The organism is Cyclobacterium sp. L-R (assembly GCF_056859355.1).
On sequence record NZ_JBSXOH010000057.1, the window covers coordinates 21,435 to 43,134 of the forward strand.

Sequence of the window (21,700 nt, forward strand, 5' to 3'; positions counted from 1 at the left end):
TTATTGTAAGTATCTTAAACACTACACAAGTACTGTTTTGTTCATTTATCTGCCAAAAGAAATCTATTTTCTATAGATTGATAGATGATGTCCTGAATGTCAGAACGAACATTGTCTCTTAAAAGTTGGTTATTTCCTGCATTTGGGTGAACCCGATTGGAAAGAAAAATATAAATTAACTGTTGTTCCGGATCTGCCCAAGCAGCAGTTCCTGTAAATCCTGTGTGTCCAAAAGTGCTTGGAGAGGCAAGATTACCTGTTGGTCCTTTATCCTTTTTAGGATCGGGCTTGTCCCATCCCAAGCCTCTTCTGCTCTGAAAGGACTGCTTGCTGGTAAATTTTTCTATGGTGGCCTGATCTATAGGTTCCTCCAATCCGTATTTCCCATTTTGCAGCATCATCTGCATCATTTTAGCCAGATCATTGGCATTACCAAATAGACCGGCATGACCCGCTACTCCTCCATAAAGTGCGGCTCCGGGGTCATGTACATAGCCCTGAACCAGGGTTTTTCTGAACAAGTTGTCTAATTCTGTAGGTGCTATCTGATCAGACTTAAACCTTTTTAAGGGAAGATAGCCAAATTGGTACATGCCTAATGGAGCATAAAATTGCTGTTCCAAAAATTCTTCCATAGGTTGGTTGACCAACTTTTCAATTAGCTTATGTAAAAGGTACATGCCTACATCTGAATACCTGTAGTTGTATTTTGTGCTTTTGGTACCGCTATACCTTAGGTTTGAAGCCACGGTCCATTTCCATACGCTATCTGGAAGGGACTTATTGCCATAAATCCCATTTGCTATTTCCAGAGGGTATTGTTCGCTTTTTTGATGACTGTAATACTCGGGCTTCCAATTACTTCCCTCTAAGGTGTTACTGAAATGGGGGATATAGGGTGTAAGCCCCGCTTCATGGGTCAGGATATTCCGTATTGTAATGTCTCCCTTATTGGTGCCTTCCAATTCAGGCAAGTGTATTTTTAGCTGGTCATCCAAGTTAATCATTTCTCTGCTGTTCAAGAACATGATCGCTTGTGTCGTAGCCATTACCTTTGTAAGCGAAGCCAGGTCGTAGAGTGTTTTGTCAGTTACAGCTTGTTGGTGGGTATAGTCGTAATGACCATAGGTCTTTTCGAACACTACCGAGCCATTTTTTGCAATAAGGATAGACCCTCCTGGTGTAGCTTTGCGAGCAATGGCATTCTCCATTAATCTATCAATTTTCATCAACTCTCTGCTGTCCATTCCCTGGGCCTCAGGGGTGGAATAAGCCAGTCTATGTAAGGTTTTTGTCTTTACCCCTTGACCTTCTTCCCAAGACGCTTGCAGGCTGATGGGGAGTTTTCCCGTGCCTTCCCTACCTCCAAAAATAACTTGAGGTGCTAATTGCTCAGTGAATTCATTTCTTTCATAAGCCATTACCAAATTGTCGAGGTCTTTAAACCTATTGGCGGAATATGCATTTCCAAAAACAACAGTGATGACTTTATGGTTTTTTTGCAATCGATTGATAAAAGCTATTTCATCATTATTTAATCCAAAATTCCTTCGTGAATTATTGGTCATGCCCATTACTCCCACTACGATGGTACTGAATTCTTCCAGGTTTTTTTCCATTGCCTGGAAGTTGTTCTGATTGCTATTGGCCCTTAATGTAAAGTGTTTGAATTCGGCGTATTTGCTTAGGTATTTTTTGAATGTTTCCCCTTTATTTCCTAAAGTGAGGGATGCCATTTTTTCAAGATCCAGGTGCTTTACAGGTATCAAATCATTTTCATTGTTCACCACAGTTAAGGAGGAGGCGTACAATTGTTCAATAAGTGCTTTAGTTCCAAAGTTGGAAATTCGCTCAACCAACTTATGGGTATCTACTTTTTGTTGCTTGTGAAGGCCTGCCCAGTATTTGGCATTCAGGATTTTTCTAACCCTTTGGTCGATTTCTTCCTGACTGATTCTTCCATCTGCTACAGCCTGTAAAATAAGTGTTTTGGATTTGGGTACATCTTCTGCGTACAATAAAACGTCATTGCCTGCAAGTAAAGCCATAAGTTCCACTTCTCCCGGTTTGTATAGACTGCTGACCCCTTTCATGTTGAGGGCGTCAGTAAAAATTAGTCCCTTGAAGTTCATTTCTTCCTTAAGTAGCTGGGTGACTACCTTTGGAGACAGGGTTGTGGGGAGATTGGCTTCGCTTCCTAAGCTTGGAATATGCAGGTGGGCAACCATGATACTCATCAATCCTTCATCAATCATCTCTCTGTAGGGATACAAGTCCACATCCACTATTCTGGCCTTGCTGTTGTTAATGACGGGTGTGGTATAGTGAGAATCTGAATTGGTGTCACCGTGTCCGGGAAAATGTTTGGCATTAGCCAAGATGCCATTGTCCTGCATTCCGCGCATGTATGCAAGAGATTTGTTGCTGACCAATTCTTTCCTTTCGCCAAAGGAGCGGTAACCTATCACAGGGTTGGCTGGGTTGGAGTTTACATCTACTACTGGAGCAAAATTAATGTGCATACCAATTTCTTTAAACTGCCTGGCAATTTCTTTCCCCATTTGATAGACCAGGGCGTCATTTTTGGCCGCCCCAAGGGTCATTTGTTTTGGGAAGTTTAGCACACTATCAAGGCGCATGCCTATACCCCATTCTGCATCCATTGCGATGAAGAGCGGGGTTTTAGAGATCTCTTGGTAATAGTTGGTTAGATTGGCTTGCCTTACAGGTCCTCCCTGAAAGAAAATTAGACCTCCGAGGTTCTCCTCTTCGATTAATTTTGAGATGTTATTGACATGTGCCTGTCCTTTGTTTGAATAGGCGGCTACCATAAAAAGTTGTCCAAGTCTTTCTTCGAAGGTAAGGCTGTTGAAGACACTGTCTACCCAATTGCTTTGAGCAATTGAATTTTCGCTAACCAAGGGATCCCTTGGTTCAGAGACATCGTGACCTGACACCAATCCTATCAAAAGAAGGCAACAGAAAAACATTGCGTAAACTTTTTGCCACATGGGGGTGTTAAAATTTTATTGGTAATAATTTAAGAATAACTTTGTGTAAATCACACGGCATTTGATTCAAACTTACATAAAATCCCTACTTCTACCTATGTAAAAGTGATGAATAGAATAAATTTTATTCAAAACACAGTAAGGCAGTTGAGGGTTCAGTTGGTTTTGTTGGGGAATATTGTCACCAATGGGAAACCAAAAGACTTGTTTTTTGAATCTAAAAATTGTTAAGCAATTAAAAATCAGGCAAAATGAATTTTCCATCCATATTTAGAGTAAATCGGCCAAGTAGGTTTAACATCAACCCTAGACATTACGATCCCGTAAAGGAAGAGATAGCAAGCAGGACGGAAATGATCAAAAAGGATCTGGAAAGTAAGGGAGTGCTTACTCCTGAAGAGGAAGCGCTACTTGAGAGAAGGATGTCGGGAAAAGGATCTACCATCCGAGGAGCATTTACCAGCGGTAGCCCAATTAAAAAGCAACCGACCAAGATCATGGAGAAAACCGGCTTGGTCCGAATGATTATAGTTATATTATTAACTGGAGGCTTCGGTTCTTACATTTATTTTGGGCCAGTAGTAGGTTATTATTTTCTTTATTTAGCTGCCACCGGAGCGCTTTTATTTGGCTTGTTTAAGCTAAAACCACGGAAGAAAGATGAATGATATGATTCAACTGTTGCCGGATGCTATAGCCAACCAGATAGCGGCTGGTGAGGTAGTACAAAGACCGGCCTCAGCTTTGAAGGAGCTTTTGGAAAACGCCATTGATGCGCAAGCCGAATCGATTCAGGTAGTGATCAAAGATGGGGGTAAATCGCTGATTCAGGTAATTGATGATGGACTAGGAATGTCCGTTACTGATGCTAGGATGTGCTTTGAAAGACATGCTACATCTAAAATTAAACAGTCAGCCGACTTGTTCAATATCAGAACGCATGGATTCAGGGGGGAAGCCATGGCTTCCATCGCAGCGGTATCTCAGGTGGAGCTAAAGACCAAACGGGAAGAGGATGAATTGGGAACCCTAATTCAAATAGAGAGCTCTACAGTCAAAAAGCAAGAACCTATTGTATACCAAAGAGGCACCTCTGTTTCGGTAAAGAATCTCTTTTGCAATGTCCCAGCAAGAAGAAATTTTCTTAAATCCAATGCGGTAGAAACCAAGCACCTGGTTGAAGAATTTCAGCGAGTGGCTTTGGCTTATCCAAAAGTGTCATTTTCGTTTTATCAAAACGACATGGAGCTTTTTAAATTAGCCGGTGGGAAATTAAGCAAAAGGATTGTAGGGATTTTTGGCAAACAATATAGAGATAAGCTGATCGTTTGTCAGGAAGAATCCCCTCATATTGATATTCATGGTTATATTGGAAAGCCTGAACAAGCAAAAAAATCAAGAGGAGACCAGTATTTCTTTGTCAATAATCGATACATAAAAAGCAATTACCTTGGGCATGCTGTTAGTACGGCTTTTGAATCCTTAATTGGACCTGATCATCATCCGTTTTATGTGCTTTTTCTAGAGATTGATCCCAAACATATCGATATAAATGTGCATCCTACAAAAACGGAAATTAAATTCGATGATGAACGAACCATATATGGTGTAGTAAGGGCTGCTGTAAAGCAGGCTTTAGGTGCTCATCATGTGGTACCCACCATAGATTTCAGTTTGGATGTCAACTTCACTGACAATTGGAGTCAGGATACAGAAAAAAGAAAAGAGGTAGGGCTGGAGAACAATTACAGGACCTATAGAGGGCCAGGAATGGCCAATAAGGATGCCAAAGGTTGGGAGCAATTGTTTCATAAAGACCATGAGGAGCGTGCTATAAATTTTGATCCTGAAAAGGACAATATAGGGCAGCAAGAGCTTAAAACTTTTCCCAGTAAAGTAAATAGTAGGGATGAGACTACCATTGGTGAGATTAACAAACCTTCTATTGGTACAGGGAATACCTTTCAGGTGGAACAGGCATATATTGTTACTCAAACTTCTTCAGGATTGCTTATCTTTGACCAACAGGCAACGCACCAGCGAATTTTATATGAGCGGTATGCAAGTCAATTGGATCAATCGAAAGGAGCATCACAGCAGTGTCTTTTTCCTCAAAACATTAGACTAAGTCCTGCGGATTTCTCTTTGGTCATGGACCTAAAGGAGGAGCTCAATGACCTTGGTTTTCAATTGACGGAGTTTGGCCAACATGCTATTCTTATCAATGGTGTGCCTGCTGATATACATATTGCCAGTGAAAAAGTGCTGTTTGAAGAATTATTGGAGCAGTTCAAGCATTTTAAAAATGAACTTTCATTAACTAAAAAAGAAAACCTTGCCCGGTCTTTGGCAAAGAAAACCTCCATTAAAAGAGGTGATAAGCTACAAAGCCAGGAAATGGAGAATCTTGCAGGTCAATTATTTGCCTGTCAAAACCCCAATTACAGCCCTGAAGGAAGCAAAACCTTTATCAAATTGGATTTAAATAAAATCGATCGCTTTTTTTATTCCTGAATTAAAACACGAACTTATGTTTAGAGCCCTTACACCCATTGTGAAAAACCTATTACTGATCACGGTGGGTATGCATGTAATAGCTTCTTTTTTCCTTCCGCAATTGAAAGGACTTTTTGCCTTGTATTATATAGACAGTAGGAATTTCATGCCTTTTCAATTTGTCACCTACATGTTTATGCATGCAGACTTTTGGCATTTGTTGAGCAATATGTTTGGGCTATTTATATTTGGCCCCTTACTAGAGCAATTTCTAGGGCCTAAAAAAATCCTGATTTTATGGATGGTGTGTGGTGTAGGTTCAGGGGTGTTGTATTCCGGGTATGTGGCTTACAATATGGGTCAATTAAACAATAGGATTGAAACATTCGCGGAAAATCCTGATCCTGAAGAATTCAATCGCTTTGTTTCAGACAACAGTCATTACTTCAATGCCGGAATCTATGATTTTATAGATGAGTACAGTCGCGATGCTGATAATACTGAGTTACAAGAGAGGGCGAAAAGGAATATGCTTGGAATAAGAGATCTGAAAGCAAACATACCAATGGTGGGTGCTTCCGGTGCCTTGTTTGGTATTCTGATTGCATTTGGAATGCTCTTTCCCAATACCCAGCTGTTTTTGCTTTTCCCACCAATGCCCATAAGGGCAAAATACCTTGTCTTGTTCTATGGACTATACACAGTTTATAATATATTTGTATCTAATCCCACAGACAATGTAGCCCATTTTGCCCACTTATCAGGATTATTGATAGGGGCAGTTTTGGTGACTTATTGGAAAAGGGACAGACAAAATTTTTATTAAAAGAATATGTACGGAGGGTTTTGGTACCATATCAGACATGCATTTGACCATAAAAACAACGGTCTCTACAAGATAATTGCCATCAACTTATTGGCCTTTCTGGTATTGATGGTGCTTAGGGTATTCTTGACAATAGGTGGGGCAGAAGCCACTTATCGTTCAATCATCTCTGTTTTTATGATGCCAGCAGCTATTCCCCAGTTTTTAATGCAGCCCTGGACGATCATAAGCTATATGTTTTTGCATGAAGGCTTCTTGCATATAATATTCAATTTGCTGTTTCTTTATTGGTTCGGCTTGTTAGTGCAAGAGTACCTGGGAAGTAGAAAGTTGGTCAATTTGTATATCCTTGGCGGAATTGCCGGAGGATTACTTTATATGATCCTTTATAATATTGCCCCTTATTTCAATGATAGGGTTGATGGTGCTTTAATGCTTGGAGCAAGTGCCGGAGTATACGCCATAGTGGTAGCCGCGGCCACTTTACGACCTGATACCCAGTTTCAACTGCTTTTGATAGGGCCGGTAAAAATCAAATACATCGCAATTTTCTACGTGCTTGTGGCCTTTGCCAATTCTGACGGAGCGAATGCCGGTGGGGAATTGGCTCATTTGGGAGGAGCAGCAATGGGCTTTGTTTATATTCTTCAACTGAATAAAGGGATAGATTTAGGTAAGCCTGTACAAGCAGTAGGGGTGTTTTTTGAAAAGTTGTTCTCACAAAAGCCTAAAGTAAAAGTGACTTACAGACGGGATGGGGAGGCTTCGAGGAAAAAAACCACTATGAGTTCCTCCACTAGTAGTTCTACAAGTAGAAGCACACAAGAAGAAATAGATCGGATTTTAGATAAAATTGCTGATAAGGGCTACGATAATCTTACCAAAGAAGAAAAACGCAAGTTGTTTGACTTTAGCAACAAAGACGCTTAATGCCAAGCACAATTAATTAAGCTTTTCATAGCCCAGAATTTTCTTATAATCAACCAATCCTTTTTCGGTAAGGTAGGGGAGAACTGCAGAAAATATAAGCTTATTGTAGTAGGGCAAGCGAATATCATCTGGACCAAAAACAATCTGATTATGGATTAGCCAATAATCGGACAGCATAAACATTTGGTTGGCAAGGTTTTCAAAACTTCCCGGAAACTTTTCTTCGGCAAAATAACCCTCTGTAGCTAATAACTTAAAGAGATGTATCAATTGCGTTTTTCTTAGCGCAATCATATCTAAGTATCGATCTTTGATAAGCTCCTGGTTTTTCATTATTTCCAGTAGATTAAAGAAATAGAATTGATACTGAATATGTAGATGGTAGATATTATCTAATAAGTGGTATAACTTGTCAAGAGAGCAGGAGAATTTGTCAATTGATTTTGAAAAACCATCAGCCTCATCACACAATCGATAAAAAGCCTTTGTAAGCAGATCGTTCAGGTTATTAAATGCTGTAAAGAAATCTTCCTGAGATAAGTTAGCGCTTTCCAGAATCGATTCTAGCTCCAAGTTATGGTAAGATTTTTCAGCTAATATTGGAAGAACTTTATCGATGATTTGGTTTGGATTCATAACAATACTTTACTTTGTATTTAAATTATTTAGAACACCCTCCAACCCTAAATAACGCAAAGCCGTTATAATTCGTTTTTATTCGCCAATTGACCACAAGCAGCATCAATATCCTGTCCCCGAGATTTTCTTACTTTAGCAACTATACCTGCTGATTCCAACACAGAAAGGTAAAGCTCAATCTTATCTGGTGATGCTTGGCGAAATTCTCCTTCATCAATTGGGTTGTACTGGATAATATTGACTTTCGATGGCACATGCTTGCAGAACTTTGCCAAGGCACGTGCATGTTTTTCGTCATCATTGATCCCGTCCCAAATGACATATTCATAGGTGACTTTTCTTTTTGTTTTACTGTACCAATATTTCAGAGCCAAAGCAAGATCCTCAACGGTATTGACTTGATTGATTGGCATTAGTCTTGTTCGTGTTTCGTCGATTGCTGAATGCAAAGATAGGGCCAAATTGAATTTAACCTCATCATCAGCCAGTTTACGTATCATCTTGGCTATACCAACTGTAGATAATGTGATACGTTTTGGGGAAATTCCTAACCCTTCTGGGGAACAAATCTTATCAATGGCAGACAACACATTTTGGTAGTTAAGTAAAGGTTCGCCCATTCCCATAAATACAATATTGGTCAGGGGCCTATCGAAATACAAGCTGGCCTCTTCTTGAATAGCAACGACCTGATCATATATTTCATCAGGATTTAAGTTACGCATTCTTTTTAACCTCGCAGTAGCACAAAAGTTACAATCTAGGCTACAGCCAACCTGAGATGAAACACAAGCTGTAATTCTTTTTGAGGTAGGGATAAGCACAGACTCTACAATATTGTCATCGTATAACTTGACGGCATTTTTTATGGTGCCATCACTGCTCCTTTGAAATTGATCTACTAGAATGTGGTTGATGGTGAAATTGGATTTCAATATCTCTCTGGTAGATTTAGAGATATTGCTCATGTCATCAAAGTTTTTCAATGATTTGTTCCAAAGCCACTCGTAGACCTGTTTGGCTCGAAACTTTTTTTCACCTACAGAGAGAAAATAAGCTTCTAGTTCTGCGAGCTCTAATTTTCTAATGTCTTGTTTTTTTTCTGTCTGCATGATTTTTGATTTGATTCGAACGCGAATTTAACCCGGATTATGTAATAGGATTCGTGATGGGTGTTGCAATCGCAAGAAAATCAGGCTGTTTGGAGATTTTAGCATAGCACCGCTATGGTGAAATTGAAAACAGCAACGAAGTGGCTGATTTTATAGCGATTTCAGCACGTAATAGAATGTCTATTGCATATTTCGGGTTTAACAGCCTCTTAGCCATTAAAGGTTCAAAATTCCAATTGTTATTTTTAAGGTTCTAAATTTCGAGCTATTTTCTAGAAGGAAGTTTACCACCTGTTTTTTCTAATTCTTTCATTAGTTTACCCTCCAAAGCTACCACCATTTCTGGCTGACTATGCGATAGGTCTTGATTTTCCCCTGGGTCATTTTCAAGATCGAAGAGTTGGTTCTCACCGCTTTCGTAGTCATGAATTAATTTCCACTTCCCTTCTCTTATAGCTGAGCCTGGCTTCCATGCGCTTCCATGGTATTGTGGGTAATGCCAAAAGAGGAGGTCTCTCTCAGGGGCCTTACCTCCTGTAAGGAATGAAGAAAGGTCTATCCCGTCATTGGATTCAAAATTGGATCCAGCAATACTGAGTAAGGTAGGGAAAAAATCCATGCTTGTGACAGGTAAATCTGTTACTTTACCTGGCATTTTGATTCCAGGTCCTTTGATGATTAGAGGCACCCGTATTCCTCCCTCATAACACCATCCTTTTCCTGCCCTTAATGGTCCATTGGCCGTAGGCGCACCTTCTCCGTACAAGGTGGACAGGCCTCCATTGTCACTCGTAAGGATTACCCAGGTGTTTTCATCAAGTCCCTTTTCTTTTAGCTCCTTTAGTATTCTGCCCACATTTTCGTCCATTGCAGCCACCATAGAGGCGTAGGCTGCATTGTCTTGAATCAGTTTGGTTTGCCCATCACCTTCTTGTCTGTAGCTAGGTTGGCCTTCCTCTAAGGTTATTTTTGCTTTTTTATTAATAAAGTACTTATGCTTTTTTGGGGCCGCTTGTATGGGCGTGTGCACACTGTAAAATGAAAGATACAGCAAAAACGGCTTGTCAGAATTTTCCTGAATCAATTGCAAACTTTCATTTGTCAACCTGTCCGTTAGGTATTCGCCTTCAGGACCATCAGGAAGTTTTGGATTCCCATAAGGGGCGTAATAGCCATTGCTCAGGCCCTTTTTTAGCTGAGGAGCTCCTACGCGCCACCCACCGATGTTTTTATCAAATCCCTGATATTCCGGCCAGTATTTTTCTTCTTCGCCTAAATGCCACTTGCCAATGAAATAGGTCTGATATCCATTTTCTTTTAACTTTTCAGCTAGAGTCGTTTCTTCCAGAGCAAGTTCATCGCGAATGGGAGGGGTGACAATTGGGCGTTGGTCCTCAAACTTATCAAAGCCAGGGATCCAATCTGTGATACCTAGCCTGTTGGGATGCTTTCCGGTCATCAACGCCGCTCGGGTGGGGCTGCAGACAGGGTGGGCTGCGTAAGCCTGTGTAAATCGAATCCCTTCCGAAGCCATTCGGTCTAGGTTGGGCGTTTCATAAAAACTATCAGGGTAATTGGCTTTAACATCTGCCCATCCAAGATCATCAACAAGAATAAATACGAAGTTTGGTTTTTGCTCTTCCTTTTTCTGACAAGAGCTCGCTACCAATCCTATGTAAAGAAGTATCAATATTTTTTTCATACGATTAATTGGTCAGGCCTTTAAAATGTAAAGGTAAATAATACAATGAAATTATAGCTAGAGATTTTAAAGAGGAACAAATCTTCACTAATAAATATATACAATCTCTGTCAAAAAGGCCGTTTTTCTCTTTTTTTATGACCGAAATCGGACATAATTACAGTGTTTGGCTTAAAAAATCGTTTGGTTTCATATTTGATAAATGGATAATAAGCAATACAAAATATTCAAAAAATAATCAAAAGAGCGATATGGATTTCAAGCAATTTACTATAAAATCACAAGAGGTGATTCAAAAGGCTTTGGAGCTTTGCACCTCTGAGCAACAACAGCTTATAGAGCCAGCTCATTTATTAAAAGGTATAATTCAGGAAGACGTCAATGTAAGGGAGTTTTTATTTAAGAAGTTGGAGGTTAATTCTGACTTGGTTCTTCAAAAACTGGATGAAATCATTGCCCAATACCCAAAAGTTAGTGGGCAACAGCCTTATTTATCCAATGCAACCAATGAGGCTATAACCAAGGCTAAGAATTACCTTAAAACTTTTGGTGATGAATTTGTGGCTGTAGAACATTTGTTATTAGGAGTTTTGGCCGGATCGGAGAAAGTAGCTCAGCTATTGAAGGATCAGGGGCTAAATGAAAAGAGGTTAATAGAAGTTATTAAGGAACTTAGAAAAGGAAATAAGGTGACTGATCAAAATGCAGAATCAAAGTACAGGTCATTAGAAAAATACTCTAAAAACCTAAATGAACTGGCCAAAAAAGGGAAAATTGACCCTGTAATCGGTAGGGATGAGGAGATCAGAAGGGTTTTACAGATTTTGGCCAGAAGGACAAAAAACAATCCGATTCTCTTAGGAGAACCAGGAGTTGGTAAAACGGCCATTGTGGAAGGGCTGGCCCAGCGTATAGTTAGTGGAGATGTACCTGAAAACCTTAAAAGCAAAATTCTTATCTCTTTAGATATGGGTTTGTTGGTGGCAGGAGCCAAATACAAAGGTGAATTTGAGGAAAGGCTTAAATCTGTTATCAAGGAAGTTACAGATTCAGACGGAGAAATTATTCTTTTCATAGATGAGATCCATACTTTGATAGGCGCCGGTGGAGGTGGAGAGGGAGCAATGGATGCTGCCAATTTGTTGAAGCCTGCCTTGGCTAGGGGTGAGTTACATGCAATTGGAGCCACTACCCTAAAAGAGTATCAGAAGTACATTGAAAAAGACAAAGCGCTTGAACGAAGGTTTCAGCAAGTAGTAGTGGATGAGCCGGATGTAGCTGATGCCATTTCTATTTTAAGAGGGATCAAGGACAAGTATGAATTGCACCATGGTGTAAGGATTAAAGATGATGCAGTGATTGCTGCTGTTGAGCTTTCTCAACGGTACATTACAGATCGATACCTGCCTGACAAAGCCATAGATTTGATGGATGAGGCAGGGGCGAAGTTGAGGATGGAGATTGATTCTCTGCCTCAGGAGCTGGATGAAATGAACAGGCGTATCATGCAATTGGAAATTGAGCGGGAAGCCATTCGTAGAGAGAAGAACAAGGATAAAGAAACAGTCCTTAGCAAGGAATTGGCAGATTTAACTGAGAAAAGACAGGAAATAAAAGGCAAATGGGAAAGTGAGAAGGCGGTTATCCAAGGCATCCAACGCGAAAAAGAAAACATTGACAAGTTCAAGATTGAAGCAGAACAGGCAGAAAGAGGTGGTGACTTTGGTAAGGTAGCTGAAATTCGCTACGGTAAGATTGTGGAAAGTGAGAAAAAACTGGAATCCTTTAAGCAGCAATTGAAAGAAATGCAAGAGGGCTCTCCTTTATTAAAAGAAGAAGTGGATGCGGAAGACATTGCAGCCGTAGTGAGTAAATGGACAGGAATTCCATTGTCTAAAATGATCCAAAGTGAAAGAGAAAAACTGCTTCACTTAGAAGAAGAACTTGGAAAACGTGTAGCTGGACAGACAGAGGCCATTGTGGCGCTGTCGGATGCGGTGAGAAGAAGCCGAGCTGGATTGCAGGATCCCAAAAGACCGATAGGTTCATTCATATTCCTAGGAACAACAGGGGTGGGTAAAACAGAGTTGGCCAAAGCCTTGGCAGAGTACTTGTTTAGTGATGAAAATGCCATGGTTAGGATTGATATGTCTGAATACCAGGAAAGGCATGCGGTCAGCAGGCTGGTAGGAGCACCTCCAGGATATGTAGGTTATGATGAAGGAGGTCAACTTACAGAAGCTGTCAGAAGAAGACCTTATTCAGTAGTGCTGCTTGATGAAATTGAAAAAGCACATCCTGATGTGTTCAATATTCTCTTGCAGGTATTGGACGATGGTAGGCTTACTGACAACAAAGGTCGAGTAGCTAACTTTAAAAATACCATCATCATTATGACCACCAATATAGGCTCTCATTTGATTCAGGAGCGATTTGAGACCATCAATGAATTCAACAAGGAAGAAGTGATGGAAACTACTAAGGAGGAGGTTTTCAATATGTTGAAAAAATCCATGCGACCTGAATTCTTAAATCGTATAGATGAGACCATCATGTTTGAGCCACTAAATAAGGAGATTCTTCGAAAAATTGTGGACATACAATGGAGAGAGATTCAAGATCGTTTGTCTGAAGCCGGTATAGAGATTGACGCAACTCAGGAAGTGTTGGATTATTTGGGAGAGGTAGGTTTTGATCCTCAATATGGTGCCAGACCATTAAAAAGAACAATGCAAAGGTTGGTGCTTAACGAATTATCTAAACAAATCTTGAGTGGATATGTTAAGAATGATGGCGCAGTGTTGGTAGACCTTGATGCAGAGAATCAGATTTATTTCAAAAACATAGATAATGTAGAAGTAAGTTAATCCCTAATTAGGCAATGCCATTGCCTAATTGTACAGGGAAGCGATTATATCGAGTAATAGTAGCGCGATAACTTCTTTCAGCATTAAGTAATGGAATGGTTATTGTGTTAAGTTTTATAGAGTTTGGTTAATTGGGTTTATTAGTTGGACAGCCAACCCGTTTTCGGGTTGGCTGTTTTTTTGTGTCCAATGAAAAATGGATAAACAGCTTGCCATGTGGTTGGTGTTTTAAGCTTTTGAAACTGGGTTAAATATTTATATATTAAGCATATAATATATTCTTAATCAAGTTTAGAACAATTAGCCCATTCAATGCATAAATTATTCTCTTTTCAACTGCTGTTTTTTATTTGTTTTTTCTCTGCACTGCAACTTTTAGAGGCTTCGGAATTAGCGCCATTGGCTAAATCAAAAAAAATAGTACTGATAGCAGGTCCAAAAAGCCATGGACCCAAAGTTCATGAATACATTAAATCTATAAGGCTGATTAAAACCATGTTGGACAATTCCAATGTGGAGGGCATAACTACGGAGATTCATTTTAATGGTTGGCCTGAAAATATTCAAAGCTTGGATGAAGCTGATCTTGTACTTTTTGTTTCCGATGGTCGAGATGGACATTTGGGTTCTGAAGTTCCATTTATGGCCGAAGAGCGAATGAAAATAATGCAAAAACAAATGGAAAGGGGCTGCGGATTGTCCCTAATTCATTTTTCAACTTTCGCATCAGATGAAAATGGTAAGAAGGTTTTGGAATGGGGAGGTGGCTATTTTGACTGGCAGGATGAACAAGGGGAAAGGAATTGGTATTCAGCAATAAAGACCATGGAGAGTAAGCTTGTGTTCCCTAATGCCAAACACCCCATTTTATCTGGCATCGAACCTTTCAAGCTGAAAGATGAATTTTATTACAATATTCGTTTTCAGGCTCATGACAATCGTTTAAAGCTTATAGCGGAAGTTCCGGAATTGGAAGGCGTGGAGGACAATGGCAATGCTGTAGCTTGGGCTGTAGAAAGGCAGGATGGGGGTAGAGGTTTTAGCACTACCATGGGACATTTTTATTCCAATTGGGAGAATGACAACTTTAGGAAAATGATCCTAAATGGGATTGTCTGGGCAGCAGGAGCAAAGATCCCTAGGGGAGGAGTTGAAGCAAAGTTTTATGAGGATGCTGAAGTGACCCAATTTTTGTATGAAAAGTCCCGAAAAGCCTTGCTGTTGACAGGAAATCATCATCCCGCACACCCATGGGAGAAAACTTCTCCACTTATTAAATCTGCCATCGAAGGTAATAGTGATTTCTATGTGGATATTTCCACAAACATTGATGACCTTTCCCAATATGATCTTGATGATTATGATGCTCTAATCCTAAACTATGCGAATTGGGAAGATCCCAGAGGATTGTCAGAAGCGTCTAAAAATTCATTTGTTAATTATTTGAATCAAGGAGGTGGATTAATGGTGTTGCATTTTGCGAATGGAGCTTTCCACTTCTCTTTACCAAAAGCGAGTGAATCGGATTGGGCAGAGTACAGGAAGATCGTTAGTAGGGTTTGGGATCACAATGCAGACAGTGGCCATGATTCTTATGGTGAATTCATGGTCAAAATCTCCAATAGTGAACATGCTATTACTTCAGGGATAGATGATTTTTCCACATTTGATGAATTGTATTTCAATCAAAAGGGTGATCAAACCATTGTCCCTTTGTTTACCGCCAAGTCTAAAGTCACAGGGAAGGAAGAACCATTGGGATGGGTATACCATTATGGGAAAGGTCGGGTTTTTCAGACCCTCTTAGGGCATGATGCCAAGTCATTTACTGCTCCAGCATTTCAGCAAATCTTAAGCAACGCGATTAATTGGGTTGGGAAGGAAGAAAAATAGCGACGGCTTTAAGGAAGTTTTAAGACTTTGATTGTTGTAATTTAAGAGAATACTGAAATAGGCGATTTCTACTTTTTCCAAAGCTGACTTTCTTCGGTAACCTCTACATCCCATGCTTGAGAGGGGTTTGGCAGGTACTTGGGGTCATGGTCCTTTTCAGGAAAAGTAGCTATTACTTCATAAAGCTGCTTGAAGTTACTTTTTCGCTCTTCTGAGTTAAGGCTGTCGATCAGGTTATTGCTTTCCTCAGCATCCTGTAATAAATCGAAAAAAGCTTCGGGCTCTCTATTTGAATTGATATACAGTTTGTACTTTTTGTTTCTCAAGACCCGATCTCTGAATAGGTATTGATTTTCAACTCCGTTTTGAGTGAGCGCAGCGTTGTTTCCACCACCCATACCAAGTATCCATTCTCGCTTGGATTCATCTACGTTTTTAAGTAAAACATCCTTAAATGAGTAACCATCGATCTCATAGGTCTTTTCATTAATGGTGTGCTCCCTTTGAACTGCTTGGCCTGCTAAATCAAGAAAAGTCGGGTAAAAATCTGTGAAATCAATTAATGCATTAGAAATTCTATTCCCTTTGATCTTTCCAGGCCAACTGGCAATAAAGGGCGCGCTAATTCCTGGTTCAATTGTTTTTGCCTTTCCACCTTGTACCTTTAACCCATTTCTTTTCCCAGTGATGGCTCCAGTTGTCCCATTGTCAGTGGTCCACAAAACGATTGTATTGTCCCTGATTCCAGCATTTTCAAGTGCCTGAATTATTTCACCAGTTATTCGATCAGTGTATTTTACCATGGCTTTATGCTTTCCCAAATTGTCGGTGGCTGAGTCCGTCGGAGTATTTACAAAAGGTGTATGGGTGAGAACCATGGGGAAGTAAATAAACATGGGGCTCTTTTTATTATGGTCAATAAAGTCAATTATAAAATCTTTAAATACATCAGGGCCAAATGCTCCTTTGTGGGTTTTGCTTCCCTCTTTTGTAAAGATATAGGGATCCTGGTATCGGTTAGCACTTGCCTTTATTCCTGATTCATAACCTGTCCACATACAAAATTCATCAAAACCATTCCTTAGCAATGCATCCGGTTCAACGCGAAAATCATCAATTTGCCATTTACCTGCGATACAAGTGGTGTATCCAGCTTCTTTCATGGCTATACCTATGGAGGGATTCATTGTTTCATCGAAGTGTGCACCACCACCCCAGCGTGGGACATCCCAATGGTTTACCCATCCATGTTTGAAGGGGTATTGGCCTGTTAATAAGGTGACCCTTGTAGGCGTACATTGTGGCATTGAATATACATTGTTGAAAGTGACTCCACTTTTGGCCAAGGCATCAATATTTGGTGTCGATATATCTTCTGCCCCGTAATGGCTAACCCATTCTTTACCTAGGTCATCTACCATAATTAGAATGATATTGGGGGGTGTTTCCTTCGTCTCAGTTTGATTTTCTTGTTTACAGCTTGAAAGTAGGAGTAGGGAGAAGAAAAAAAGTGCAGTTTTCATTGGATAAATTTTATCATAGATTAAAGGAAGCATGGCTTATCTTGGCTTCAATTCGTAAACATAACAAGCAGTGTCATTAAAAAACCTCTCTTCGACAAACTCAAACCCAATTTTTTCATAAAATTTATGGGCTTTGGTATTCGATTTTAAGGGGTCGATTAAAATGCCATCTACCTCTGTTTGGCTGAAACATAGTTCTATCGCTAGTTTCATTATGGCCGTGCCATAGCCTTTATTCAAGTTTCTTTCTTCCCCAATCCAAATATCTATGGCTCTTTTGTTGGGAGCTATATCACCCCAATAATGGGTCTCTTCCTCGTAGGGGTCAATGATCTGTACAAAGCCTATTGGATCGTCATTCAATTCTGCCACCAATTGCTCGCGCCAAGCAGGTTTTCGTGCCAATTCTTTTTCCCAATCCCAGTCCTCATCAGGATCACATTCAATTACATGCTGTTGCTTGTCCCAATATTTAAGCAATTCGAGGTCTTTGATCGTGGCGGGTCTTAATTTTATCATTGTAGGAATTCTGGCATTTTATTGTCTCAGACTGATGGAAGACTCCTTAGGTAAGTGAGGTCATAGGATGTTCCTCCGGCAATCAAGTTTGCTTAGCAATAAATTGATTTAATTTTTTATTGGTGGTTTTCTGAATTTTGCTTTTCATAAATGGTGTCCAACCAAGCAGGTATCCTACGGCTCCCATCGCTTGCCTTGTCCATTTCCATAAATTAAATGAATCGATATGTTCGATAATTTTATCGTCTTTAAATCTAAACTCTCCACTAACCTTATTGGTCACTTTTCTTTTTTTCTCTCCATAAACATACTCAGCCACCCAGTTCACCTTTCCTCTTTCATCAGAAACACGTCTGATGTCAAAACTAATTTTCGTGTCGGTCTTTTTATTGGAAAGTAACATCTCCCACATTTGGCAGGCTCGCTTTCCTTTTAAAGTGCCAAAGACAGGGTCTTGGAAAACGATGTTTTCGTGGTAGCATTCTACCATTCCTTTGCTATCCCCTTTAGAAAAGGAGGTGTAGAATTTCTTTAGTAATTCGTTATTGTCCATTCAATATTATTTGCTTGTTGCTCTCCTTTATTGGTAGAGAGAATGCCTTTCTTTAAGTCCAATTTATCAATTAGTTTTCTTTTAACCTAAGCGGATACTCTTTAGGGGTTTATTTAAGGGGATTGTTTTTTTAATCTTTTGATCCATTTTTCTGTTTCTACCGACCAGAATATTATGCTAGACAAGCCAAGGCATAGGGCTAATTCTGATAGAGTGAGGTTCTGTGTTCTGAACACACTTTGTAAAAAAGGCATGTAAATCACGGCCAACTGCAATCCCAGGGTTACCAATACAGCGAAGATCAATTGTTTGTTGCCGAAAATACCCATTGCGAAAAGGGATTTAATATCACTGCGAATGGCCAAAGCATGCCCCATCTGTGAAAGGCTAAGTACTGTAAATACCATTGTGGCCCATTTAGAGTTTTCATTATGAATGGCCCAAGCCTGTGTACCTAGACATACAAGGCCCATAAGTAGTCCCACCCATAATATGTGGGTGGCAATTCCGCCTGCAAAAATGCTTTCATTGTTTTTCCGTGGTGGTCGGTTCAGTATGTTTTCTTCTGCAGGTTCGGCAGCAAATGCCAGGGCAGGCAAGCCATCGGAAATTAAATTAACCCACAAAATTTGTATGGGAATAAGGGGGATGGGGAGTCCCAATAAAGGGGCTAAAAAGATGGTCCAAATTTCCCCGCTATTTCCCGTCAGGATGTACTTTACAAATTTGCGAATATTGTCAAATATCCTTCGACCTTCACGAACGGCAAGAATAATTGTAGCAAAATTGTCATCCAGTAGGATCATGTCGGCTGCTTCTTTCGATACATCAGTACCGGTAATACCCATTGCAACGCCTATATCGGCACGTTTCAAAGCAGGGGCATCATTTACCCCATCTCCAGTGACGGCTACAAAATGATTCTTATTTTGAAGGGCTTTGACAATGTTTAGCTTTTGCTCAGGAGATACCCGCGCAAACACTTTAATGGAATCAAGTTTGTCTTGAAATTCCTGATCCGTAAACTTTGCAAGTTGGGTACCGGTGACGATCATGTCTGTTGCATCCTGTAAAATTCCAGTTTCTGTAGCTATGGCTTTTGCGGTTATGGGATGATCTCCTGTAAGCATGATTACAGTGATCCCTGCAGCATGACAATCGGTAATGGCCTGTATTGATTCGGCTCGAGGAGGGTCAATCATCGCTGCAAGTCCTATAAAACTCAACTCCTTTTCAAAGTTTTCAGCTGTGATTTGTTGGGGAAGCTCGGATATTTCTTTGATGGCATAGGCCAGTACTCGCTTGCCTTCTTGTGCAAATTGTTCTGTTTTAGCGTTAATGACTTCGGTTTTGTTAGCTGGGCAAATGCTGAGAAGCCTTTCTACTGCACCTTTTGTAACGACCAGCCATTTCCCGTTAAAAGGATAGACTGTGGTCATTCTTTTCCGATCGGAATCAAAGGGGAACTCATAAGCGCGTTTAAAATCAATGCGCCATTGTGGGTTATAGTTTTTATTTTTCCGGGTATAATCTACCAGGGCTGTTTCGGTGGGGTCACCTACTAGTTCATTGTTTTCATCTGTAGTAACATCATGATTAAGTTCCATCCCCAGCAGCATCAACTGTTCTGGTGAATAATCATCGATTGCTTTGGCTTCCGGTGAAACCCAACAATCGTTTACAGTCATTTTATTTTGGGTGATGGTACCTGTTTTATCAGTACAAATATAGCTAACGGCTCCTAATGTTTCAGCTGCAGGCAATTTCCTAATGAGGGCATTTTGACGAACCATGCGTTTTGCACCGAGGGCCAGCGCAATGGTTATAACAGCAGGTAAGGCTTCTGGAATAGCTGCTACAGCTACGGAAATGGCTGTCAATAGCATTTGTATAGGCTGTTCACCACGGAGCCATCCAGCAATAAATAAAGCAATACAAATCCCGATTACAGCAAAGGACAATTTCTTGGCAAAATCTGCCAACCTTTTCTGCAAGGGTGTTTTCACTTTGTCCTCTTGTAATAGTTGTGCTATGCGACCGATTTCCGTATTCATCCCTGTGGCCACTACAATTCCTTCCCCTCTGCCATTGGTGATGGTAGTGGATTTGTAGGCCATATTTAAGCGGTCGCCTAAAGGTACATTTTCAGAAGTTATCTTATCAGAGGATTTTGTTACTGCATGCGATTCCCCTGTGAGTGATGCTTCTTCAATTTTTAAAACATGGGTTTGTATTAGTCGAAGGTCTGCGGGCACCAACATACCAGCTTCAATTATTACTATATCCCCAGGGACCACTTCAGTTGCAGGAACCTGGACAATGGTGCCAGCTCTGCGCAATGTTGCATTGAGGGAGGACATTTTCTTTAAGGCTTCCATTGCTTTTTCTGCTCGGTATTCCTGTACAAAACCAATAATTGCATTCAGAAAAACAATGATTAAAATGACAATGGTGTCTTTGCTATCCCCTACGATGAAAGAAATTACTGCCGCTACCAGTAAAATAAGAATCATTACATCCTTAAACTGATGAAGGAATAAACGAAAGATAGAAATCTTCTTTTTTTGAACAAGCTCATTTGGTCCATATTGCGTTTTCCTCTTTTCGGCTTCTGTACTATCCAAACCTTGTTTACTTGTGTTAAGCTCCTGATAGATTTTTGAGGTGGATTGACCGTGATAATTCATCTTTATTTGAATTAGTAAGGATGCAGGTACTGATAGGGCTTCCTTTGGGAAATAGAAAGACTATCGCCTATTTTGGGCTTGAGCAAATATTAGTTACTTCACTTTAAATGGTCAATATAATTTAAATTGCTGACCGTTGCAATGGTTTGAAAGACTGAATTTTATTTCATTTCTCAAACTGTATTCTCTATTTTTTCTAAATGCCGTTACTTGATTGGCGCTTCAAATTTAGTCTGTGCAAATGCAGATGGAATATGAAAGTCAGGTGTTGGGTTTTGGGGTTTTATCCAGGAATACCAGCTAATATCTTTGCTCTGTGGCTTTTTAAAATCTGCTCTGAAAACACCTAGATAAAAGGGGGTAGAAATCCCCAATTCATTTAGTTCAGCTAAAGGAATCCTACCTTCCACACTGTAGCCCTTGTCGGTGATTTCTGTTGCCACGTTTATATTTTTAAAGTCCCAAGATTCATTAAATTCACGGTAATGTTCGGCTGAATAATCAAGAACATTTCCATTGGGATCCATTTCGATACAGTAATACTTTGCTAAGGTGCTGTCACCTGAAAAAAACAATTCAACCCGATCACCAGCTGCCACAGACAGTTCTCTCTCGAAAGGTATCGTTACTAGGGTTTGGTCCCAAACTTGGAAGCTGAAATTGAAATAATTGCTGGAAACAAAAGCCTTTAACAGTGTTTTATCAGTAGCATCATTTTCCCAAGGAGCGATCAATTTCTCAATTATGGCAGCTTGACTCCACTCTTCGGAATCAATTACACCATCAACCTGTATATCTTTTTCAGAATAAGGAATGGTAAGCTTTGAGGGCGGTGATTCTCCACAAGAAGCCAATAGTAATATTACTGTGAAGGATAGGATAAACTGATTAAATATATTATTCATTTTAAAGGGCTTCTTCATATTTCCTAATGATTTTTCT

15 protein-coding genes are annotated in these 21,700 nt (G+C 40.0%); 6 read left to right on the plus strand and 9 right to left on the minus strand.

Annotated features, from left to right (window positions below):
- Positions 1–41: 41 nt before the first annotated feature.
- Positions 42–3,011, minus strand: a complete 2,970-nt coding sequence (locus AC13EX_RS07350) for a serine hydrolase domain-containing protein (protein ID WP_482892159.1) — start codon at positions 3,009–3,011, stop codon at positions 42–44.
- A gap of 251 nt (positions 3,012–3,262) precedes the next feature.
- Here AC13EX_RS07350 and AC13EX_RS07355 point away from each other — a divergent pair, with 251 nt between their 5' ends.
- The 4 genes from AC13EX_RS07355 to AC13EX_RS07370 are packed head-to-tail and all read left to right on the plus strand — an operon-like array spanning position 3,263 to position 7,263.
- Positions 3,263–3,679, plus strand: a complete 417-nt coding sequence (locus AC13EX_RS07355; RefSeq protein ID WP_482892160.1) for a hypothetical protein — start codon at positions 3,263–3,265, stop codon at positions 3,677–3,679.
- On the plus strand, positions 3,672–5,525 hold the full coding sequence (gene mutL, locus AC13EX_RS07360; protein ID WP_482892161.1) for a DNA mismatch repair endonuclease MutL: 1,854 nt from the start codon (positions 3,672–3,674) through the stop codon (positions 5,523–5,525). Before AC13EX_RS07355 ends, mutL begins: the two co-directional genes overlap by 8 nt.
- A 16-nt stretch (positions 5,526–5,541) precedes the next feature.
- The gene (locus AC13EX_RS07365; RefSeq protein WP_048642152.1) at positions 5,542–6,333 is read left to right on the plus strand and encodes a rhomboid family intramembrane serine protease; all 792 of its coding nucleotides are present in this window, start codon (positions 5,542–5,544) and stop codon (positions 6,331–6,333) included.
- 6 nt (positions 6,334–6,339) lie between these two features.
- The gene (locus tag AC13EX_RS07370; protein WP_482892162.1) at positions 6,340–7,263 is read left to right on the plus strand and encodes a rhomboid family intramembrane serine protease; all 924 of its coding nucleotides are present in this window, start codon (positions 6,340–6,342) and stop codon (positions 7,261–7,263) included.
- A 12-nt stretch (positions 7,264–7,275) separates the two neighbouring features.
- On the opposite strand, the gene AC13EX_RS07375 is transcribed toward AC13EX_RS07370, so the two are convergent.
- From AC13EX_RS07375 to AC13EX_RS07385, 3 genes are all read right to left on the minus strand, one after another.
- Complete coding sequence (locus AC13EX_RS07375; protein ID WP_482892163.1) at positions 7,276–7,899, minus strand: TetR/AcrR family transcriptional regulator; 624 nt, start codon at positions 7,897–7,899, stop codon at positions 7,276–7,278.
- Positions 7,900–7,964: 65 nt separating this feature from the next.
- Positions 7,965–9,014 (minus strand): dual-specificity RNA methyltransferase RlmN, encoded by a 1,050-nt coding sequence (gene rlmN / locus AC13EX_RS07380; RefSeq protein WP_482892164.1) that lies wholly within the window; start codon positions 9,012–9,014, stop codon positions 7,965–7,967.
- Between the two features lie 265 nt (positions 9,015–9,279).
- Positions 9,280–10,716: a sulfatase gene (locus AC13EX_RS07385; RefSeq protein ID WP_482892165.1), complete on the minus strand. Its 1,437-nt coding sequence runs from the start codon at positions 10,714–10,716 to the stop codon at positions 9,280–9,282.
- Between the two features lie 251 nt (positions 10,717–10,967).
- On the opposite strand from AC13EX_RS07385, the gene clpB reads away from it, so the two are divergent.
- Both clpB and AC13EX_RS07395 read left to right on the plus strand, forming a co-directional pair.
- The gene (clpB, locus tag AC13EX_RS07390; protein ID WP_482892166.1) at positions 10,968–13,583 is read left to right on the plus strand and encodes an ATP-dependent chaperone ClpB; all 2,616 of its coding nucleotides are present in this window, start codon (positions 10,968–10,970) and stop codon (positions 13,581–13,583) included.
- A gap of 312 nt (positions 13,584–13,895) precedes the next feature.
- Positions 13,896–15,476, plus strand: a complete 1,581-nt coding sequence (locus AC13EX_RS07395) for a ThuA domain-containing protein (protein ID WP_482892167.1) — start codon at positions 13,896–13,898, stop codon at positions 15,474–15,476.
- A gap of 68 nt (positions 15,477–15,544) precedes the next feature.
- Here AC13EX_RS07395 and AC13EX_RS07400 read toward each other — a convergent pair whose 3' ends face one another.
- From AC13EX_RS07400 to AC13EX_RS07420, 5 genes are all read right to left on the minus strand, one after another.
- A complete protein-coding gene (locus AC13EX_RS07400) occupies positions 15,545–16,999 on the minus strand; it encodes a sulfatase family protein (RefSeq protein ID WP_482892168.1) in 1,455 nt (484 codons plus the stop codon).
- A 36-nt stretch (positions 17,000–17,035) separates the two neighbouring features.
- Positions 17,036–17,518 (minus strand): GNAT family N-acetyltransferase, encoded by a 483-nt coding sequence (locus tag AC13EX_RS07405; protein ID WP_482892169.1) that lies wholly within the window; start codon positions 17,516–17,518, stop codon positions 17,036–17,038.
- 82 nt (positions 17,519–17,600) lie between these two features.
- Complete coding sequence (locus tag AC13EX_RS07410) at positions 17,601–18,071, minus strand: nuclear transport factor 2 family protein (RefSeq protein WP_482892170.1); 471 nt, start codon at positions 18,069–18,071, stop codon at positions 17,601–17,603.
- A 113-nt stretch (positions 18,072–18,184) separates the two neighbouring features.
- Entirely contained in the window at positions 18,185–20,758 is a 2,574-nt protein-coding gene (locus tag AC13EX_RS07415) for a calcium-translocating P-type ATPase, PMCA-type (RefSeq protein WP_482892171.1), read from the minus strand.
- 206 nt (positions 20,759–20,964) lie between these two features.
- Positions 20,965–21,663, minus strand: coding sequence for a carbohydrate-binding family 9-like protein (locus AC13EX_RS07420; RefSeq protein WP_482892172.1), 699 nt, complete (start codon positions 21,661–21,663; stop codon positions 20,965–20,967).
- Positions 21,664–21,700 lie beyond the last annotated feature (37 nt).

What these genes read in the sequence shown, in the direction of transcription:
- AC13EX_RS07405 (WP_482892169.1), bottom strand. Translation starts at nt 17,518, where the DNA reads ATGATAAAATTAAGACCCGCCACGATCAAAGACCTCGAATTGCTTAAA.
- clpB (WP_482892166.1), top strand. Translation starts at nt 10,968, where the DNA reads ATGGATTTCAAGCAATTTACTATAAAATCACAAGAGGTGATTCAAAAG.
- AC13EX_RS07365 (WP_048642152.1), top strand. Translation starts at nt 5,542, where the DNA reads ATGTTTAGAGCCCTTACACCCATTGTGAAAAACCTATTACTGATCACG.
- AC13EX_RS07395 (WP_482892167.1), top strand. Translation starts at nt 13,896, where the DNA reads ATGCATAAATTATTCTCTTTTCAACTGCTGTTTTTTATTTGTTTTTTC.
- AC13EX_RS07410 (WP_482892170.1), bottom strand. Translation starts at nt 18,071, where the DNA reads ATGGACAATAACGAATTACTAAAGAAATTCTACACCTCCTTTTCTAAA.
- rlmN (WP_482892164.1), bottom strand. Translation starts at nt 9,014, where the DNA reads ATGCAGACAGAAAAAAAACAAGACATTAGAAAATTAGAGCTCGCAGAA.
- AC13EX_RS07375 (WP_482892163.1), bottom strand. Translation starts at nt 7,899, where the DNA reads ATGAATCCAAACCAAATCATCGATAAAGTTCTTCCAATATTAGCTGAA.
- AC13EX_RS07355 (WP_482892160.1), top strand. Translation starts at nt 3,263, where the DNA reads ATGAATTTTCCATCCATATTTAGAGTAAATCGGCCAAGTAGGTTTAAC.
- AC13EX_RS07385 (WP_482892165.1), bottom strand. Translation starts at nt 10,716, where the DNA reads ATGAAAAAAATATTGATACTTCTTTACATAGGATTGGTAGCGAGCTCT.
- AC13EX_RS07350 (WP_482892159.1), bottom strand. Translation starts at nt 3,011, where the DNA reads ATGTGGCAAAAAGTTTACGCAATGTTTTTCTGTTGCCTTCTTTTGATA.
- AC13EX_RS07400 (WP_482892168.1), bottom strand. Translation starts at nt 16,999, where the DNA reads ATGAAAACTGCACTTTTTTTCTTCTCCCTACTCCTACTTTCAAGCTGT.
- mutL (WP_482892161.1), top strand. Translation starts at nt 3,672, where the DNA reads ATGAATGATATGATTCAACTGTTGCCGGATGCTATAGCCAACCAGATA.
- AC13EX_RS07415 (WP_482892171.1), bottom strand. Translation starts at nt 20,758, where the DNA reads ATGAATTATCACGGTCAATCCACCTCAAAAATCTATCAGGAGCTTAAC.
- AC13EX_RS07370 (WP_482892162.1), top strand. Translation starts at nt 6,340, where the DNA reads ATGTACGGAGGGTTTTGGTACCATATCAGACATGCATTTGACCATAAA.
- AC13EX_RS07420 (WP_482892172.1), bottom strand. Translation starts at nt 21,663, where the DNA reads ATGAATAATATATTTAATCAGTTTATCCTATCCTTCACAGTAATATTA.